The sequence below is a fragment of the Sulfitobacter sp. G5_S2_6_S6 genome, assembly GCF_054968505.1.
Map to the genome: position 1 here is coordinate 73,002 of NZ_JBQKUI010000001.1, position 16,386 is coordinate 89,387.

Here is a 16,386-nt window from a genome sequence, read left to right on the forward strand (position 1 = left end):
CGTTAGGGAAATGGGCCAAACATTCCGCCCGCCTCCCCGCAAGGCGAGGGATTATTGGCCGGTGGCCCTGCTCGTGGCTTGACCTTGGCGGGCATACGGTCAAAACAAATCCCATGACAACAGCCACCCTCTCTATCGACCTCAATGCGATTGCCGCCAATTGGCAGGCGCTGAACAAAATGACCGGCTGCGACACCGGTGCCGTGATCAAGGCGAATGCCTATGGTCTGGGCATTGACCGCGTGGCGCCGGTTCTCGCCGCCCAAGGCGCGCGCAAGTTCTTTGTCGCTGTCGCGGAAGAGGGCGTGGCCCTGCGTCGCGTGTTGGGGCCCGGCCCTGCGATCAACGTCTTTGCGGGGCATATGCCCGGTGACGCCGATATGATCCGAAGCGCGGCCCTGACGCCGATGATCAATTCGGTCGATCAGATGATCGCCCATGTCGAAGCCCTGCCCGGCCATCGTTTCGGGGTGCAACTGAACAGCGGCATGAACCGCCTTGGCATGGACCCGGCTGAATGGGCTGCGCTGCGCGACATCGCCCTGGCGCAGAACCCGACCTTGATCATGTCGCATCTGGCCTGCGCGGATGAACCGAACCACCCTATGAATGCCCGCCAGCTCAAGACGTTCCGCGAGATGACGGATGGGTTGAACGTGCCACGATCCTTGGCCGCGACGGGAGGGATTATGCTTGGCCGTGACTACCACTTTGACCTGACCCGCCCGGGCATCGGGGTCTACGGCGGATTGCCCTTCGCCGATGCGATGCCGGTGGTGACGCTGGATGTGCCTGTCATTCAGGTGCGCGAAGTCGCCACGGGCCAGACCGTCGGCTATGGCTGCGCCTGGACGGCCCCCCGCCCGACATTGGTCGCCACCGTTGCTGCGGGTTATGCCGACGGGTTGATCCGCGCCTTGGGCAACGGGGCCACTTTCACCCACGAGGGGCGCAAACTGCCCGTTGTTGGCCGTGTCTCTATGGATCTGATCACCGTCGATGTGACCAGCCTGGCAGAGGTGCCAGAGCATTTGCAGCTGATCGGGAACTATCAGTCTGTTGATACGGTCGCCGGGTTTGCGGGCACCATCGGCTACGAGGTGCTGACCGCGCTTGGCGCGCGCTATGACCGGGTCTATGTGGAGTGATGGGGCACGCCTCCGCGCAGACCGCTTTGATATGCTGCTGCGCATTGCAAACCTGTCTCTGCTGATCCTCTACCCTGTTGCATGGGCCGCGCCCTTATTGCGGGCGGGCGTGTTGCCGCTGTTCGGGCTCACCGAAATCTCTGTCCTGAGCGGGCTGAAATCCCTCTGGGACACCGACCTGTTTCTGGCGCTGATCGTCGCGATTTTTGCGCTTGTCGCGCCTTATGTTAAGACCGTCGGCCTGACGCTGGTACAGTTCCACCTGATCGGCCCACGCGCCCTGCCCGTCTTGCAGGCAATCGGCAAATTGGCGATGGCGGATGTGTTTCTGATCGCGCTTTATGTAACCCTATCAAAGGGAATCGGCATCGGGCGGATCGAGACGGCTTGGGGGCTATACCTGTTTACAGGCTGCATCCTCGCATCCCTGTTTATCGGGCACCGCGCGCAGAAAATCGCCTAAGCAAGCTGGCGTTTTCACCCGACCAATCCACCCGCCTGGGTAGAATTGCTCGGAATTTCCCGAGTAAAATCGATTCATTTACGGAAATTTCAAGATTTTCTTCGCCTTTTGCCAACATCGGCATATTCTTGCTTACAACAGCAACTCAAGCACAAGGTGAGACAGATGAACGCGTTGACGGCACTTATTCAGTATCTTTTTCAAAGACTCGCATTCGCGGTTTTCGCTGTTGCCGCCGTGGCGATCACCGTCTGTACCGTTATGGCCGCGCTTGGCCAATGGGCCTGGATCGAACTACCACTCTACTATGGCGGGCAACCCGTTGAGAATGCAGGGATGTATGCGCAGATCGGTCTGACCATTCTGGCCGTGGGCATCTGCTTTTTCATCCCCACCAACCGCCGCATCATGCAGCTTGAGACATCGCACCGCAAATTTGCGCTGAACATGGATGACATCACCCGCGCCTACGGGGCGGTGCATGCGGCGGATCGCGGTGACGTTTTTCACATGTCTTCCGAATTCGACTCGGTCCGCGAACGGCTGGCCTATCTGCGCGATCACCCTGACCTTAGCACCCTTGAACCCGCCCTTCTGGAAGTCGCCGCGCAGATGAGCCACATCTCGAAAGAGCTGGCGACCGTCTATGCCGACGAGAAAATCGAACGCGCGCGCAATTTCCTAAAGCAGCGTCAGGAAGAAGTGAACCTGTTCAACAGCCGTCTGGATCAGGCCAAAGGCATCACGTCCGAGATGAAGCACTGGCTGCACGAGGTCGAGCTGGAAGAGAGCGTGGCCGCAGCACAGCTGGACCGCCTGCGCGCTGAAATGCGCGAGATCATGCCCGAACTGGGAATCGAACGTACGGTATCGGCGGATGAAATGGCCCGCGACTCACGCGTGGTAGAGCTGCCGCCCAAAGCAGCGGAGTAACCCCGCGCAGACACCAAGGTTTTGCTTTGACGTTTCCCCTTTGTTCGGCCAGAAAGACGCATGGCTAAATCTCCCGTTACATTTTCGTGCACGGCTTGCGGTGCGACCTATAACAAATGGTCCGGGCGCTGTGATGCCTGCGGCGAATGGAATACGATCCAGCAGGACAAGGGCATTTCATCCGGCCCGCCCAGCAAATCGCTTGGCACCCGTCGCGGTGCGGCGATGGTGCTGACCGACCTCACCACCAAGGACACGCCCCCGCCCCGCAGCCATTCCGGCATTGCCGAGCTGGACCGCGTTTTGGGCGGCGGGCTGGTGCCCTCCTCTGCCATTCTGGTGGGCGGTGATCCGGGCATCGGGAAATCCACCCTTTTGCTGCAAGCAGCGGCCCATTTTGCCCGCAGCGGTTTGAAAACAATCTACGTCAGCGGAGAGGAAGCCTCGGCGCAGGTCCGTATGCGGGCGCAGCGTTTGGGGCTGTCCGACGCCTCGGTGCAGTTGGCCGCCGAAACCAATCTGCGCGATATCCTGACCACGCTTGAAGAGGTGAAGCCCGATCTGGTCATCATCGATTCGATACAGACCATGTGGGCCGATAACGTCGATTCCGCCCCCGGGTCCGTCAGTCAGGTCCGCGCCGCCGCGCACGAGCTGACAAGCTTTGCCAAACGGCGCGGTGTTTCCGTGATTCTTGTGGGGCATGTCACCAAGGACGGGCAGATCGCGGGGCCGCGCGTGGTCGAGCATATGGTCGATACCGTGCTGTATTTCGAGGGCGAGCGCGGCCACCAGTTCCGCATCCTGCGCGCGGTCAAGAACCGCTTTGGCCCCGCAGACGAGATCGGCGTATTCGAGATGACCGGCGAAGGGCTGGCAGAGGTCACCAACCCCTCTGCCCTGTTTCTGTCCGAACGCGGCACACCCGCCGCAGGGTCAGTGGTTTTCGCAGGTATCGAAGGCACCCGCCCTGTTTTATGCGAGCTTCAGGCGCTTGTGGCCCCGTCGCCTCATTCGCAGGCGCGGCGTACGGTTGTCGGCTGGGACGGGGGACGGCTTGCGATGATCCTCGCCGTGCTAGAGGCCCGTTGCGGCATCCCCTTTGCGGGGCTTGATGTTTACCTCAACGTGGCAGGCGGGATGAAAATCTCGGAGCCGGCGGCGGATTTGGCGGTCGCGGCCGCCTTGCTCAGCGCGCGCGAAGACGTGGCCTTGCCCGCGGAAACCGTTGTTTTCGGCGAAATCAGCCTGTCCGGTGCGCTACGCCCCGCCAGTCAAACCGAAAATAGGTTGAAAGAAGCGCAAAAACTTGGTTTTACCAGCGCCATCGCGCCCGCGGGCGGAAAACCGGTGGGCAAGAACGGCATAACGCTTAACACCATGAGCGATCTCACCGGATTTGTAGGCGAAATATTCGGGGCTGGCTAACCGCCCCTTCAAGGAAGGCAAGACGACCATGGAAGGTTTTACCATCATTGACGGGGTTGTGGCGCTTGTCATCGTTCTGTCGGCTTTGCTGGCTTATGGCCGCGGGCTTGTACGCGAATTTATGGCGATCGTGGGCTGGATTGCCGCCGCGATCCTTGCGTTCCTCTTCGCGCCGCAGGTTGAACCGCTTGTGTCAGAGATCCCTGTTGTAGGCGAATTCCTTGCCGACAGTTGTGAACTATCGATTATCGGGGCGTTTGCCATCGTCTTTGCCATCGCGCTGATTGTGGTCTCGCTGTTCACCCCGTTGTTTTCGTCGCTGGTGCAGCGCTCTGTTCTGGGTGGTCTGGATCAGGGGCTCGGGTTTCTTTTCGGCGTGGCGCGCGGCATCCTCTTGGTCGCCATCGCGTTCTTTGTGTATGACACCGTGATCACCGGCCAGACCTTCACCATGGTGGACGAAAGCCGGTCGGCACAGGTCTTCGGGCGCTTTACCGGCCAGATCGAAGAGCAGAACCCAGAAGCCGCATTGGGCTGGATCACCACCCGCTACGAGGCACTGGTTGGTGCTTGCGGTGCCTAATCGCCGCTGACACTGCCAAAAGTTAAACATGCGCCCCCGTTTTCGGGGGCGTTTGCGTTTCTGCCATATGTTGCATCGCAGCATATGCGGGGGCAAAATGTAACGGCGGGGTGACAAGGCCCGCCCAAAGTCCTACATAGCCCCTATCCCTTCATCGGATTCGGAGTTGCCCCGTTGTCCAAGATCATGCCCCCCGCACACCCGTTTGATTCCTCCTATCTGCGTGATGCAGATGACGGGGATAAACTCAAAGAAGAATGCGGGGTGTTCGGCGTGATCGGCGTTGCAGACGCCTCGAACTTTGTGGCCCTCGGCCTGCACGCGTTGCAGCACCGTGGTCAGGAAGCCGGCGGGATCGTCAGCTATGACCCCGCTGCCGGTTTCCAGTCCGCCCGCCGCTTCGGCTATGTGCGCGACAACTTCACCTCGCAAAAGGTGATGGAGACGCTGCCCGGCGAACTGTCTATCGGGCATGTGCGTTATTCGACCTCTGGTCACAAAGGTCCGACAGCGATCCGCGATGTGCAGCCCTTCTTTGGCGAATTCGCCATGGGCGGTGCCGCGATTGCCCATAATGGCAATATCACCAACGCCAACGCCCTGCGCCGCGAGCTGATTGAACGCGGGTCGATCTTCCAGTCCTCGTCGGACAGCGAATGTATCATCCACCTGATGGCGCGGTCCCTGCAACGCAACATTCCCGAACGCATGGAAGACGCGCTGCGCCGTGTGGAAGGCGCGTTTTCGGTCGTGGCGATGACCCGCACCAAGCTGATCGGCGTGCGCGATCCTTTGGGCGTGCGCCCGCTGGTTCTGGGCAAGCTTGGCGACGGTTGGGCGCTCAGCTCCGAGACCTGCGCGCTGGACATCATCGGTGCCGAATTCGTCCGCGAGATCGAGCCCGGCGAGATGGTCGTGATCACCCCTTCGGGCGTCGAAAGCCATTTCCCCTTCCGCCGTGTCGCATCGCGTTTCTGTATCTTTGAACACGTCTATTTCAGCCGCCCCGACAGCATCCTTGGCGGTCGTTCGGTCTATGAAACCCGCGAAGCCATCGGGCGCGAGCTGGCCAAGGAATCGCCGGTAGAGGCGGATCTTGTCTGCCCCGTCCCCGACAGCGGCACGCCTGCGGCCATCGGTTTCAGCCTCGAATCGGGTATTCCCTATGCGATGGGGATTATCCGCAACCAATACATGGGCCGGACCTTCATCGAACCGACCGAGCAGATCCGCAACATGGGCGTGCGGCTAAAGCTCAACGTGAACCGCGCGCTGATCAAGGGCAAGCGGGTCATCCTTGTCGACGATTCGGTTGTGCGTGGCACCACCAGCCGCAAGATCAAAGAGATGATCCTTGATGCCGGCGCGAAAGAGGTCCACTTCCGCATTGCTTCGCCCCCCACCGCGTGGCCCTGTTTCTACGGTGTGGACACGCCGCAACGTGAAAAGCTGCTGGCGGCCACCATGTCCGAAGAGGAAATGCGCGAGCATTTGCAAGTGGATAGCCTCAAGTTCATTTCGCTCGACGGGCTTTACCGCGCCGTGGGCGAGGCAGAGGGTCGCAACAACAAGTGCCCTCAGTACTGCGATGCCTGCTTCTCGGGCGATTACCCTGTCACCCCTGCCGACCAGATCAATCAAGGGTTCGAGATGAAGCCAGCCGCCGAGTAAAGCCGCCGCTTCGCGACAAGTTCCGCAAGGGCGGGCGCAGGGTTCAACCCCTCGCCCGCCCTTTTGCTGTTTCGCGCCCCCGTGCCGCTGGCAAAGCTTTGCCGACGTGCAAGCCAGTCTTTGCCAGCTTCCCCCGCGCCCTCTTTCGGCTGTCAGGCAGCTTTGTTAGCCCCTCGGTCTAACCATTCTTTGCCCCCCTAAGCGCAGCAAGAGGCACCCATGTCGACTGACGAAAAAGGCACTCCGACCCCGCAGAAAACACTCAATCTGGCTACGCAGCAGGCGTCCCTGCCCAAGCTCGCCCTGATTGGTACCTTCGGCAGCCTGACCGACCCCGGCGCGTTGATCCGCGATGGCCGCGGACGCATCCACCGCGTGACATTGAACGACAAGATCAGCGACGGCATCGTCGCCGCCATTGGCGACGACAGCGTAGTTCTGGCGCAGCGCGGGCGCACGGTGACGCTCAAACTTCCCAAAGGGTGAAACGCCCCGCGACATGACCCCGGGTGCCGCGCCCCTCTTGACGGGGCGCGGTGGCTCAGGCAAAGCCACCCCATGACAAAAAAAGCTCTTATCACTGGCGCGTCCCGCGGTCTTGGTGCCGCCCTGGCCGAAGCACTTTGCGACACGCATCACATCATTGCAGTCGCCAAAACCACCGGTGCCCTGGAAGAGCTGGACGACCGCATCCAGTCCCGCGGCGGCAGCGCGACATTGGCCCCGATGGACATCACCAATGCCGATGCGATGGCGACCCTGTGCCGTGGCATCTATGACCGCTGGGGCAGCCTTGATCTGTGGCTGCACACCGCTGTCCATGCCGCCCCCTTGGCCCCGACCGATCACATCGACGCCAAAGACATGGCCAAATCTGTCGCCTGTAACGTCACCGCCACCTCGACCCTGATCACCTATGTGGCACCGCTGCTGGGGCAATCGGGTCAGGCCGTGTTCTTTGACGATCCGGTTGTAGCGACCAAGTTCTTTGGCAGCTACGGGGCCACCAAAGCCGCGCAGATCGCGCTGGCCAAAAGCTGGCAGTCCGAAGCCGTGGCAATCGGCCCGCGCGTCCACATCATGACGCCCGCCCCTATGCCAACCGCGACACGCGCGCGTTTCCACCCCGGTGAAGACCGCGAGGCGCTGAACACGCCACAGTCGCAAGCCGCTGAAATTCTGGCGCAACTGGCTGTTTCCCAGCCTTAAAACATGATGCGGTGAAGGCTCCTGCCTTGCCGCGCCGCGCCCCGTCGCCTATCAAGGCGCAAAGGGGAATTTATGCGCATTCTGATCACCAACGACGACGGTATTCACGCTCCGGGTCTGAAGACCCTGCAGGGCATTGCCACTGACCTGGCCGGACCCGATGGCGAGGTCTGGACCGTGGCCCCCGCCTATGAACAATCCGGCGTCGGGCATTGCATCAGCTACACCAAGCCGATGATGGTCGAAAAGGTCAGCGACCGGCGCTTTTCGGTCGAGGGCAGCCCGGCCGATTGTGTGATGGCCGCACTTCATGACTGTATGCTGGATGCCCGCCCTGATCTGGTGCTGTCCGGTGTGAACCGCGGCAACAACGCGGCTGAAAACACGCTCTATTCCGGCACGATCGGTGGCGCGATGGAGGCGGCGCTGCAAGGCATCCCCGCCGTGGCGCTGTCGCAATACTACGGCCCTGCCAACCGCGATCTGGATGACCCGTTCGAGGCCGCCGCCGGCCACGGGGCCGATGTGATCCGCCGTATTCTGGATGCGACACCGGCGCATGGGGATGGCTACCGTCTGTTCTATAACGTGAATTTTCCGCCCGTCGCAGCGGCAGAGGTTCAGGGCATCCGTTTGGCCCCCCAGGGGATGCGCCGCGATACCAGCTTTTCCACGATCCCGCAGCTGTCGCCCTCGGGGCGGCGGTTCTTGTGGATCAAGGGCGCGGACCAGCAGATCCCGACGGACGACGGCACCGACGCCGCGCTGAACCTTGACGGCTATATCTCGGTCACGCCCATGCGCGCCGACCTCACCGCTCATGATACATTTGACGCGCTAAAAGCCATCAATACATGAACGACGAAGAAGACATCACAGACGCGACACGCAAGATGCAATTTCTTTACGCACTCCGTTCCAAGGGCGTCACCGATGCCCGTGTCCTGAACGCGATGGAGCAGATCGACCGAGGTCCCTTCATCCGCGGCCTTTTCGCGTCCCGCGCCTACGAGGACATGCCCCTGCCGATCGCCTGCGGTCAGACCATCAGCCAGCCTTCGGTTGTGGCGCTGATGACGCAGGCGCTGGATGTGTCGTCGCGTGACAAGGTGCTCGAGGTGGGGACCGGATCAGGCTATCAGGCCGCGATCCTCAGCAAACTGGCGCGGCGCGTCTATACCATCGACCGCCACCGCAGACTGGTGGTAGAGGCCCGCCAGATCTTCGAGGATCTGGCCCTGTCCAACATCACGGCGATCATAGGCGACGGCAGCTTTGGCTTGCCCGAACAGGCCCCCTTTGACCGGATCATCGTGACCGCCGCCGCCGAAGACCCCCCCGGCCCGCTTCTGGCTCAGCTCAAGGTGGGCGGCATCATGGTCGTGCCCGTGGGCCAGTCGGACACGGTTCAACACCTCATACGTGTACGCAAAACCGAGACCGGGCTGGAATATGACGAGCTGCGCAAGGTCCGCTTTGTTCCCTTGCTTGAAGGGCTGGGAAAAGACGGCTAAATGCAGTATAGCAAGGGGAACTCCGCCCGAACGGGGACCCCAAGGCGCTGACGGCACCGAAGACGAGGACGAGCAGATGACCCAACCAAACGTGACCCGTACCCTCAGGCTGACGGTACTGGCGGGCAGCTCTGCGCTTTTGCTCGCCGCGTGTGAACAGCCCCTTGATATGGATTTGCGCGGCGGCTTTGGCGACGGTTTCACCACCGCCCACGCAGCCACCGGCCCGCTGGATGAACGCCCCGCACCGGACAACCGCGGTGTGATTTCCTACCCCAACTATCAGGTCGCCGTGGCGCGGCGTGGCGATACGCTGTCTGACGTGGCCACCCGCGTGGGTGCCGATGTGGGCAGCCTGTCGCGCTACAATGGCATCGACCCCACTGTCCCCCTCCGCAAGGGAGAGATCATCGCCCTACCGACCCGCGTGGCCGAACCCTCGCCCGCGACTGGCGCGTCGGGCACCGGTCCGATCACCACTGCAGCAGTCGATATCCAGACCATCGCAGGCGGCGCGATCAACCGGGCGCCCGCCACCCCCGGCGTGCAGACCACCACCCTGCCCTCGGCGCAGACCACCACCCGCGAGAACCCCGCGAAACAGACCGGGATCGAGCCTGTGCGCCACAAGGTGGAACGTGGGGAAACCGCCTATACCATCGCGCGTCTCTATGCCGTGCCGGTTGAAACGCTGGCCGAATGGAACGGGCTTGGCGCTGATTTCTCTGTCCGCGAAGGGCAGTTCCTGCTGATCCCCGTGGCGCAGCAGGCCGCCCCGAAACGCAGCGCTGCAGTGCCAGCCGCCGCGACGGCCACTGCACCGACAACGACCAGCTTGCCCGGCACCGGATCGCCAACGCCGACCCCGCCAAGCGCCGCGAAACCGCTACCGCCCGTGGACGAGAAGCCCGCCGCGCCAAAGCCCGAACCCGCCGCAGCCAAGCCTGTCGCCGATGTGGGCAAGACGACGCAACCCGCCTCTTCCGGCCGCATGTCGCCCCCCGTACAGGGCAGCATCATCCGCGCCTATTCCAAGGGCAAGAACGAGGGCATCAACATCAAGGGCACACCGGATGCTGCGGTCAAAGCCGCCGATAGCGGCACCGTCGCCGCGATCACCAAAAGCGCCGAGGGCGTGCCGATTGTCGTGATCCGCCACCCTGACAACCTGCTGACCGTTTATGCCAATGTCGCCAATGTGTCGGTCGCCAAAGGGGATAGCGTCTCTAAAGGGGCAAGCATCGCCAAGCTGCGCCCGGGCGATGATTCATTCGTACATTTCGAGGTGCGCAAAGGCTTTGATAGCGTCGATCCGACGCCCTACCTGAACTAAGCCAACTGGAAAACTGAACAGCTTCAAAACGCGGCCCCTTTTCGGGGCCGCAAGCGTTTGCGAAGGTCGCTTACAGCGCGACGCCGCGACGCCCTGCCAGATCAACGAAATACTGCCACGCCACACGGCCCGACCGCGCGCCACGGGTCGCTTGCCATTCGATCGCCTCGGCGTGCAGAGTCTTGGCGTCAATCTCGACCCCGTAAGCATCGCAATAACCGCGGATCATATCCAGATACTGTTTCTGGTCGCAGGGATGGAAGCCTAGCCACAGCCCGAACCGATCCGACAGCGATACTTTCTCTTCCACCGCCTCGGCAGGGTTGATGGCAGAGCCACGTTCGTTCTCGATCATGTCACGGGGCATCAGATGCCGCCGGTTCGACGTGGCATAAAGCACGACATTCTCTGGCCGCCCTTCGATCCCGCCATCCAGCACCGCCTTCAGCGATTTGTAATGCGCGTCGTCATGACCAAAGCTCAGATCATCGCAATAAAGGATAAACCGTTGTCGCGCACCGCGCAGCAGGCTCAGCAGACGGCCCACGGATGGCAGGTCCTCGCGTTGCAGTTCCACGATGCGCAAACGGTCGTGCGTCTCGCGGACATGGGCGTGCACGGCTTTCACAAGGCTCGACTTGCCCATCCCGCGCGCGCCCCACAGCAGGGCGTTGTTGGCGGGCAGACCGGCGGCGAATTGCATCGTGTTGGCCAGCAACGTGTCGCGCGCACGATCCACCCCGACCAGCAGCGATAGATCAACCTTGCTGACCGTTTCGACCGGTGCCAGATGGTCCGGCCCTGTCTGCCAGACAAAGGCCCCCGCTACATCAAAATCCGGGGTTTTCAGCGGCGGAGGAGACATCCTCTCCAACGCCGCTGCAATACGGTCCATCGGGTCACGGTTCACTTCAGGTCGTCCTCATCCTCTTCGAACTCTGCGAGGATCGGGTCGTCATATTCGTCGTCATAATACCCGTCTGCGCGCAGCTGTTCTTCTCGTTTGCGTTCAACCCGCCCTACAAGAAAGATAGAGATTTCGTAAAGCCCGTAGACCACAACAAACAGGATCCCTTGGGTGATCACATCCGGCGGCGTGACAAGTGCGGCCAGCACCAGAATACCAACCACCGCATATTTGCGCACGTTGCCAAGCCCTTCGGCGCTGACCAGTCCGGCCTTGCCCATCAGGGTCAGCAATACGGGCAGCTGAAAGCACAGGCCAAAGGCCACGATGAACTTGATCGTCAGGCTCAGATACTCCTGAGCCGACCCCTGGAACGCGATGGCCGCGATTCCGCCTGCGTTATCCGTCCCCTCGCCGACAAGCGTGCCCGCCTGCTGGAACCCAAGGAAGAAATCGAAAGCCAGCGGCGTCACGACATAAAAGGCAAAGGACGCGCCCAAAAAGAACATCAGCGGGCTCGAGATCAGGAAGGGCAGAAACGCGCCCTTCTCGTTCTTGTAAAGCCCCGGTGCCACGAAGCGCCACAGTTGGTAGCTGATATATGGAAAGCCCAAAACCAGCCCGCCCAGCAAAGAGATAGAGATGGCGACGAAAAAGCCCTCTTGCAGCTTGATCAGGATCAACCCGCAGTCTTCCTGCCCACGCTCGGCCATAGCCGAACACAAAGGGTTCGTCAGGAAGTTAAAGATCGGATTCCAGACGGTAAAACAGATCACCATGCCGATGATAAAGGCGATCACCGAATGGATCAGCCGCGTGCGCAGCTCGGCCAGATGCTCGATCAGCGGGGCGGCGCTGTCGTCAATATCGTCTGATGCACTCATGTGTCACTCTTTTTGGCCGCTGGCGCTTTGGGCGCGGCTTTCTTGGCCGCAGGTTTCGCTGCGGCAGGTTTCTTGGCGGCAGGCTTCTTCGCGGGCGTGGCTTTAGCTGGCGTTTTGGCGGCAGCTGCCTTCTTGGCTGGCGCTTTCTTGGCAGGAGCTTTCGCCGCCGGCTTCTCGATCTGCGGCGCGGCGGCGGGTGTCGCCAGTTTCGCCTCTGTGGCGTCGGCCTGTGCCAGCGCTTCGGCAGCTTCACGCTGCTTGCGCTCGGCACCGGCACGGGCTGTGGCGGCCTGGATCTTCTTGACATCCTCGGCCCGCTGCGAGGCCAGTTTACCCGTCTCGCTTTCGGGGTCGAATTTGGACAGGGATTTGGTCGCTGATTTCACTTCGTCCATCGCCGATCCCAGCGGGTTCGTCGCGGTTTTCAACGTCTTGTTCAAACTGGACGACATCTCGCGCATGCCCGTGTCATCGGCGGCATCATTCATCGCATTGCTGAACTCGCGCGCCATCCCCTTGGCCTTGCCCACAAACTGGCCGACCTTGCGAAACAGCACGGGCAGGTCCTTGGGACCCACCACAATCAGCGCGACAACGCCAACGACCAACAGCTCTGACCACCCCATATCAAACATGAGAGATTACACCCGGTCCTTGTCGGTCTTCGTGTCGGTGACAACAACGGTGTCATCGCTCAGCTCGGCAGTGTCCTTGTCGCCGTTTTTCACGTCATCTTCGCCTTCGCTGATGCCTTTCTTAAAGCTGGTGATACCCTTGCCGACTTCGCCCATCAGGCTGGAAATCTTGCCGCGCCCGAACAGGACCAGCACCACAACTGCAATCAGCAAAAGACCCGGAAGGCCGATATTGTTCAACATAGTCTCAACTCCATAATCCGAATGTGAGGCAGGGGGACTGCCCCCGCCGGTAAACTCTGTCTCTTTTTAGGCCCCTGCTCTGGCAGCTTGAAGGGCCAAAGCGTTTCCCTCGCCGCGCGGCCCCGCAAAATTTACACCCTCCGACGACCGCCCCAACACTCCTGACAGTTTTTTGGCAGTTTCCTTGCACCCTGTCCACCTGTGTGGCACACAGAAACCATGCGCCGCAGCGATCGATTGTTTTCCCTGCTCTCCCTCTTGGGCGACCACCAGCTTCACCGGGCCGAGGATATGGCGCAGGTAGCGGGCGTGTCCTTGCGCACGCTCTACCGCGACATCGCGCGGCTGCAGGCGTCGGGCGTTGCGATCACCGGCACCCGTGGCGCAGGCTACCGCCTGACACCCGCCACGGTGCTGCCGCCGCTATCCCTCTCCCCCGAAGAAATTGAGGCATTGCAACTCGCCCTCGCCGTTGTGCTTGAAACAACCGACCCCGACCTACAGGCCGCCGCGACCTCTCTGGCGCAAAAAATCGATGCGGCCTTGCCCGAGACCGCACAGCCCGCAACGCAGGACTGGCAGCGCATCGAACACCCTTTCGCCAATGCCGCGCGGGGGTTGGGGCATCTGCCCGTGCTGCGCGCCGCAATCCGCGCGCGTCAGAAACTCAGGATCGTCTATAACGCCGACGATGGCTCGCTCGATACGCTGGTGCTCCACCCCCACAGGCTCAGCCATGCCGCGCGCAGTTGGACCCTGTCGGGTTGGGATGAAACCAAGGGGCAAAACACCACCCTGCGGCTTGACCTGATCGAGGCGACACACCCGCTGCCCGCGCTATTCACCGCGCCGCCCGCCTTCCAAATGGATTAAATCCTCGCCGAAGGCATCCCGCGGTGCCACAGGGACAGCCGCCAGCGGTCTACCCTGCCGCATGCACCGGAAAGACAAAACAACGATCGCGGCGCACGGTCAGCCACATGACGGCCCCGGGCTGCGGCAAGAAGACATTGGGCACGGTGGCGCGCAGGGTGCTGCCGTCATGGTCCATGACAAATTCCACGAGACTTTCATTCCCCATGAAACGCGCACGCGCAACAACGGCGCGGGCCGCGGTGCCATCGGTCGAGGTTGGCAACGGCCCCTTGCCCGCTCGGTCAAAGTCGATGCGCAAATGCTGGGGGCGGAATACGATATCCACCTGCGTCCCGTCCGGCACGCCCGGGGCCAGAAACCGGCCAAAGACCGTATGCGCAAGCGCCCCAGACACCTCGGCCCGCAGCACATTCGCGTCCGAGAAAAACGCCACCGACGCGCGGTCGACGGGACGCGTATACACGTTATAGGGGGCCCCCTGCTGCACGATCTTGCCATCGCGCATCAAGGCGATCTCGTCTGCCATGCGCATGGCTTCCTCGGGCTCGTGGGTGACCAGCAAGACGGCGGTACCTTCCTCTTTCAGGATACCCAAAGTCTCGTCCCGGATGTCATCGCGCAGCCGGTTATCAAGACCCGAGAAGGGCTCGTCCATCAGCATGATCTTGGGCCGCGGGGCCAAGGCACGCGCCAGCGCCACGCGCTGTTGTTCGCCCCCCGACAGTTGATGCGGATAGCCGTCGATGAACCGCAGCAGGTCCACACGCTCAAGCAGTTCCTCGATACGGGCGCGGCGTTCGGCCTTGGTGCCGGTTTTCAAGCCAAAGCCCACGTTGTCGGCCACGCTAAGATGCGGAAACAGCGCGAAATCCTGAAACATCAACCCGATCTCGCGCCGTTCGGGGGGCACGCGGAAAACCGTGTCACAGATCAGCTTGCCGTCGACATGGATCGTCCCGCTGTCCTGCATCTCGACGCCGGCGATCATCCGCAGGGTGGTCGACTTGCCGCAGCCCGATGGCCCCAGCAGACAGGTCACCTGCCCCGGCATGATTTTCAGGCTGACATCATCCACGACAGCGCGCCCGCCATAGGCACGCTGCAGATTCTTGATTTCCAGTCTCGGGTGCACGTCAGTCAAGTCAGTCATGGGCGCGGTCTAATCCGATCAATTCGCTCGGGATCGACCGCTATCAGCCCCGCCGCGCGCCCGCAAGCACCGCCGCGAAGCCTGCGACCAGAGCGACCACACAAATCACCAAAAGCTGTTCGTATTTATGCCCCTCTGGCAGCACCGCGGCAAAGGCGGGCCACGCACGGGCAAAATAGGCAAAGGCCCCGATCATCGCCGCCCCGAAGGCCGCCAGATAGGCCCATAGGGCGATCTGCCGCTGCATCACCAGCCCGACCACCAGCACCGGCGTCAGGAACATCGACGCGGTACCCGACACGGCCACCGCATCGAACAGCGTCGCATTGCCCCAGAGGGTCAGCACCGTGCCCGCGGCCATAAAGCCCAGCATCACAATCCGCCCGCCGTTCAGGCTACGCGGTGCGAGCTTCAGCTCTTCAACCACCAGACGCGCGGCAGAAGAGAGCGCGGAATCCAGCGTGCTCAGCGCCGAGACCAGCAGCGAAATCATCAGCGCCACAAACACCCACGCAGGAAACATCGTGGCCCAGGTGCCGATCAGCTCGCCCTCGTAGGCCGCACCGACAAGGCTCGCCTGAATGCCGAAGAACCCGAAGCCGATGATACACAGGGTCGAGATCCAGAAGGCATGCAGAAAGGACCGGCGCGTCACCTCCGGGTCGGCGATAAACCCGCGGTCCATCATCACCGGATCATGCGCGGGGTAGGAAAACACTTGCAACAGCGCCACGGCCAGCAAGACCCAGCCGTTATAGGCCCCTGCGGTCCCCGGTGCCGTGACAACCGCCCCCAAATCAAAGCCGGGCGACACGACCAGCGCCACAAAGGCGACACCGAAAACCACGAGGAACACGACCATCTGCACCACATCGGTGCGCAGCGCGGCACTTAGCCCGCCCCAAGCGGAATAGCCCAGCCCCACGAGCGCCACGATCAGGATCGCAGGCGTGCCGCTGCCCGCCAGCACGGCGTTAAAGATCAGCCCCACCACCAGCAGATTGGCGAATACCTCGGACAAGAGCCGCAGCGCGATGACCAGATTATAGCAGGCATTGCCCGCCCCGCCAAAGCGCGCGCCCAGCCAATCCTGCACCGACATGGCACCGTTCTGGCGCAGACGTCCGACGATAAAGCCCCCGGTCAGGAAAGACCCGTAGTAGGCGGCATAGGCCAGCGTGCCCGCGATGCCGTAGTAATATCCCAGGATCGCCGCGTTCATCAGGCTGCGCGCGAAAATCCATGTGGTGACCTGGCTGAGCACCAGCGTCCAAAGCCCCGGCGCACCGCCTTGGGCCGTCATCCCGCCAAAGAACCCCTCGACCGAGGCGCGGCGCGGTGCGGCCAGCAGACTTGCGGCGATGATGGCACCGAAGAGAACAAACAGAACAATGGGGGACATCCGAGAA

18 protein-coding genes are annotated in these 16,386 nt (G+C 61.9%); 12 read left to right on the plus strand and 6 right to left on the minus strand.

Features of this window, described 5'->3' with window-relative positions:
- Window positions 1–113: 113 nt before the first annotated feature.
- From alr to ACTRWK_RS00340, 11 genes are all read left to right on the plus strand, one after another.
- Window positions 114–1,148, plus strand: coding sequence for an alanine racemase (gene alr / locus ACTRWK_RS00290; RefSeq protein WP_064216404.1), 1,035 nt, complete (start codon window positions 114–116; stop codon window positions 1,146–1,148).
- Window positions 1,138–1,611: a paraquat-inducible protein A gene (locus ACTRWK_RS00295; RefSeq protein WP_064216403.1), complete on the plus strand. Its 474-nt coding sequence runs from the start codon at window positions 1,138–1,140 to the stop codon at window positions 1,609–1,611. Before alr ends, ACTRWK_RS00295 begins: the two co-directional genes overlap by 11 nt.
- Before the next feature lie 165 nt (window positions 1,612–1,776).
- On the plus strand, window positions 1,777–2,544 hold the full coding sequence (locus ACTRWK_RS00300; protein WP_289081572.1) for a DNA repair protein: 768 nt from the start codon (window positions 1,777–1,779) through the stop codon (window positions 2,542–2,544).
- 60 nt (window positions 2,545–2,604) lie between these two features.
- A complete protein-coding gene (radA, locus tag ACTRWK_RS00305) occupies window positions 2,605–3,972 on the plus strand; it encodes a DNA repair protein RadA (RefSeq protein WP_132997254.1) in 1,368 nt (455 codons plus the stop codon).
- Between the two features lie 28 nt (window positions 3,973–4,000).
- Window positions 4,001–4,555, plus strand: a complete 555-nt coding sequence (locus ACTRWK_RS00310) for a CvpA family protein (RefSeq protein ID WP_005853908.1) — start codon at window positions 4,001–4,003, stop codon at window positions 4,553–4,555.
- Window positions 4,556–4,741: 186 nt separating this feature from the next.
- The gene (gene purF, locus ACTRWK_RS00315) at window positions 4,742–6,226 is read left to right on the plus strand and encodes an amidophosphoribosyltransferase (RefSeq protein WP_037944446.1); all 1,485 of its coding nucleotides are present in this window, start codon (window positions 4,742–4,744) and stop codon (window positions 6,224–6,226) included.
- Window positions 6,227–6,445: 219 nt separating this feature from the next.
- Complete coding sequence (locus ACTRWK_RS00320) at window positions 6,446–6,712, plus strand: hypothetical protein (protein WP_005853915.1); 267 nt, start codon at window positions 6,446–6,448, stop codon at window positions 6,710–6,712.
- Window positions 6,713–6,784: 72 nt separating this feature from the next.
- Window positions 6,785–7,435 carry an SDR family NAD(P)-dependent oxidoreductase gene (locus ACTRWK_RS00325; protein ID WP_289081571.1) on the plus strand — a complete coding sequence of 217 codons (651 nt, stop codon included), beginning with the start codon at window positions 6,785–6,787 and terminating at the stop codon, window positions 7,433–7,435.
- A 72-nt stretch (window positions 7,436–7,507) separates the two neighbouring features.
- Window positions 7,508–8,293, plus strand: coding sequence for a 5'/3'-nucleotidase SurE (gene surE, locus ACTRWK_RS00330; protein WP_037944447.1), 786 nt, complete (start codon window positions 7,508–7,510; stop codon window positions 8,291–8,293).
- The gene (locus ACTRWK_RS00335; RefSeq protein WP_005853921.1) at window positions 8,290–8,949 is read left to right on the plus strand and encodes a protein-L-isoaspartate(D-aspartate) O-methyltransferase; all 660 of its coding nucleotides are present in this window, start codon (window positions 8,290–8,292) and stop codon (window positions 8,947–8,949) included. The genes surE and ACTRWK_RS00335 overlap by 4 nt, the downstream gene beginning before the upstream one ends.
- Before the next feature lie 76 nt (window positions 8,950–9,025).
- A complete protein-coding gene (locus ACTRWK_RS00340; protein ID WP_462843739.1) occupies window positions 9,026–10,282 on the plus strand; it encodes a LysM peptidoglycan-binding domain-containing protein in 1,257 nt (418 codons plus the stop codon).
- Window positions 10,283–10,352: 70 nt separating this feature from the next.
- On the opposite strand, the gene ACTRWK_RS00345 is transcribed toward ACTRWK_RS00340, so the two are convergent.
- Genes ACTRWK_RS00345 through ACTRWK_RS00360 form a run of 4 tightly spaced genes read right to left on the minus strand, consistent with a single transcriptional unit; the run spans window position 10,353 to window position 12,951 of the window.
- Window positions 10,353–11,192 (minus strand): ATP-binding protein, encoded by an 840-nt coding sequence (locus ACTRWK_RS00345; protein WP_138058753.1) that lies wholly within the window; start codon window positions 11,190–11,192, stop codon window positions 10,353–10,355.
- Window positions 11,189–12,073, minus strand: a complete 885-nt coding sequence (gene tatC / locus ACTRWK_RS00350; RefSeq protein WP_005853927.1) for a twin-arginine translocase subunit TatC — start codon at window positions 12,071–12,073, stop codon at window positions 11,189–11,191. Before tatC ends, ACTRWK_RS00345 begins: the two co-directional genes overlap by 4 nt.
- Window positions 12,070–12,708, minus strand: coding sequence for a Sec-independent protein translocase protein TatB (gene tatB, locus ACTRWK_RS00355; protein WP_462843740.1), 639 nt, complete (start codon window positions 12,706–12,708; stop codon window positions 12,070–12,072). The genes tatC and tatB overlap by 4 nt, the downstream gene beginning before the upstream one ends.
- 6 nt (window positions 12,709–12,714) lie before the next feature.
- Window positions 12,715–12,951 carry a twin-arginine translocase TatA/TatE family subunit gene (locus tag ACTRWK_RS00360; protein ID WP_005853930.1) on the minus strand — a complete coding sequence of 79 codons (237 nt, stop codon included), beginning with the start codon at window positions 12,949–12,951 and terminating at the stop codon, window positions 12,715–12,717.
- Window positions 12,952–13,170: 219 nt separating this feature from the next.
- Between ACTRWK_RS00360 and ACTRWK_RS00365 the strand changes: the two genes are divergently transcribed.
- Complete coding sequence (locus tag ACTRWK_RS00365; RefSeq protein ID WP_462843741.1) at window positions 13,171–13,824, plus strand: helix-turn-helix transcriptional regulator; 654 nt, start codon at window positions 13,171–13,173, stop codon at window positions 13,822–13,824.
- A 49-nt stretch (window positions 13,825–13,873) separates the two neighbouring features.
- Here the strand turns inward: ACTRWK_RS00365 and ACTRWK_RS00370 are convergent, their stop codons facing one another.
- Complete coding sequence (locus tag ACTRWK_RS00370; protein WP_462843742.1) at window positions 13,874–14,977, minus strand: ABC transporter ATP-binding protein; 1,104 nt, start codon at window positions 14,975–14,977, stop codon at window positions 13,874–13,876.
- Between the two features lie 43 nt (window positions 14,978–15,020).
- Entirely contained in the window at window positions 15,021–16,379 is a 1,359-nt protein-coding gene (locus tag ACTRWK_RS00375) for an SLC5/6 family protein (protein WP_462843743.1), read from the minus strand.
- Between the last annotated feature and the right edge of the window lie 7 nt (window positions 16,380–16,386).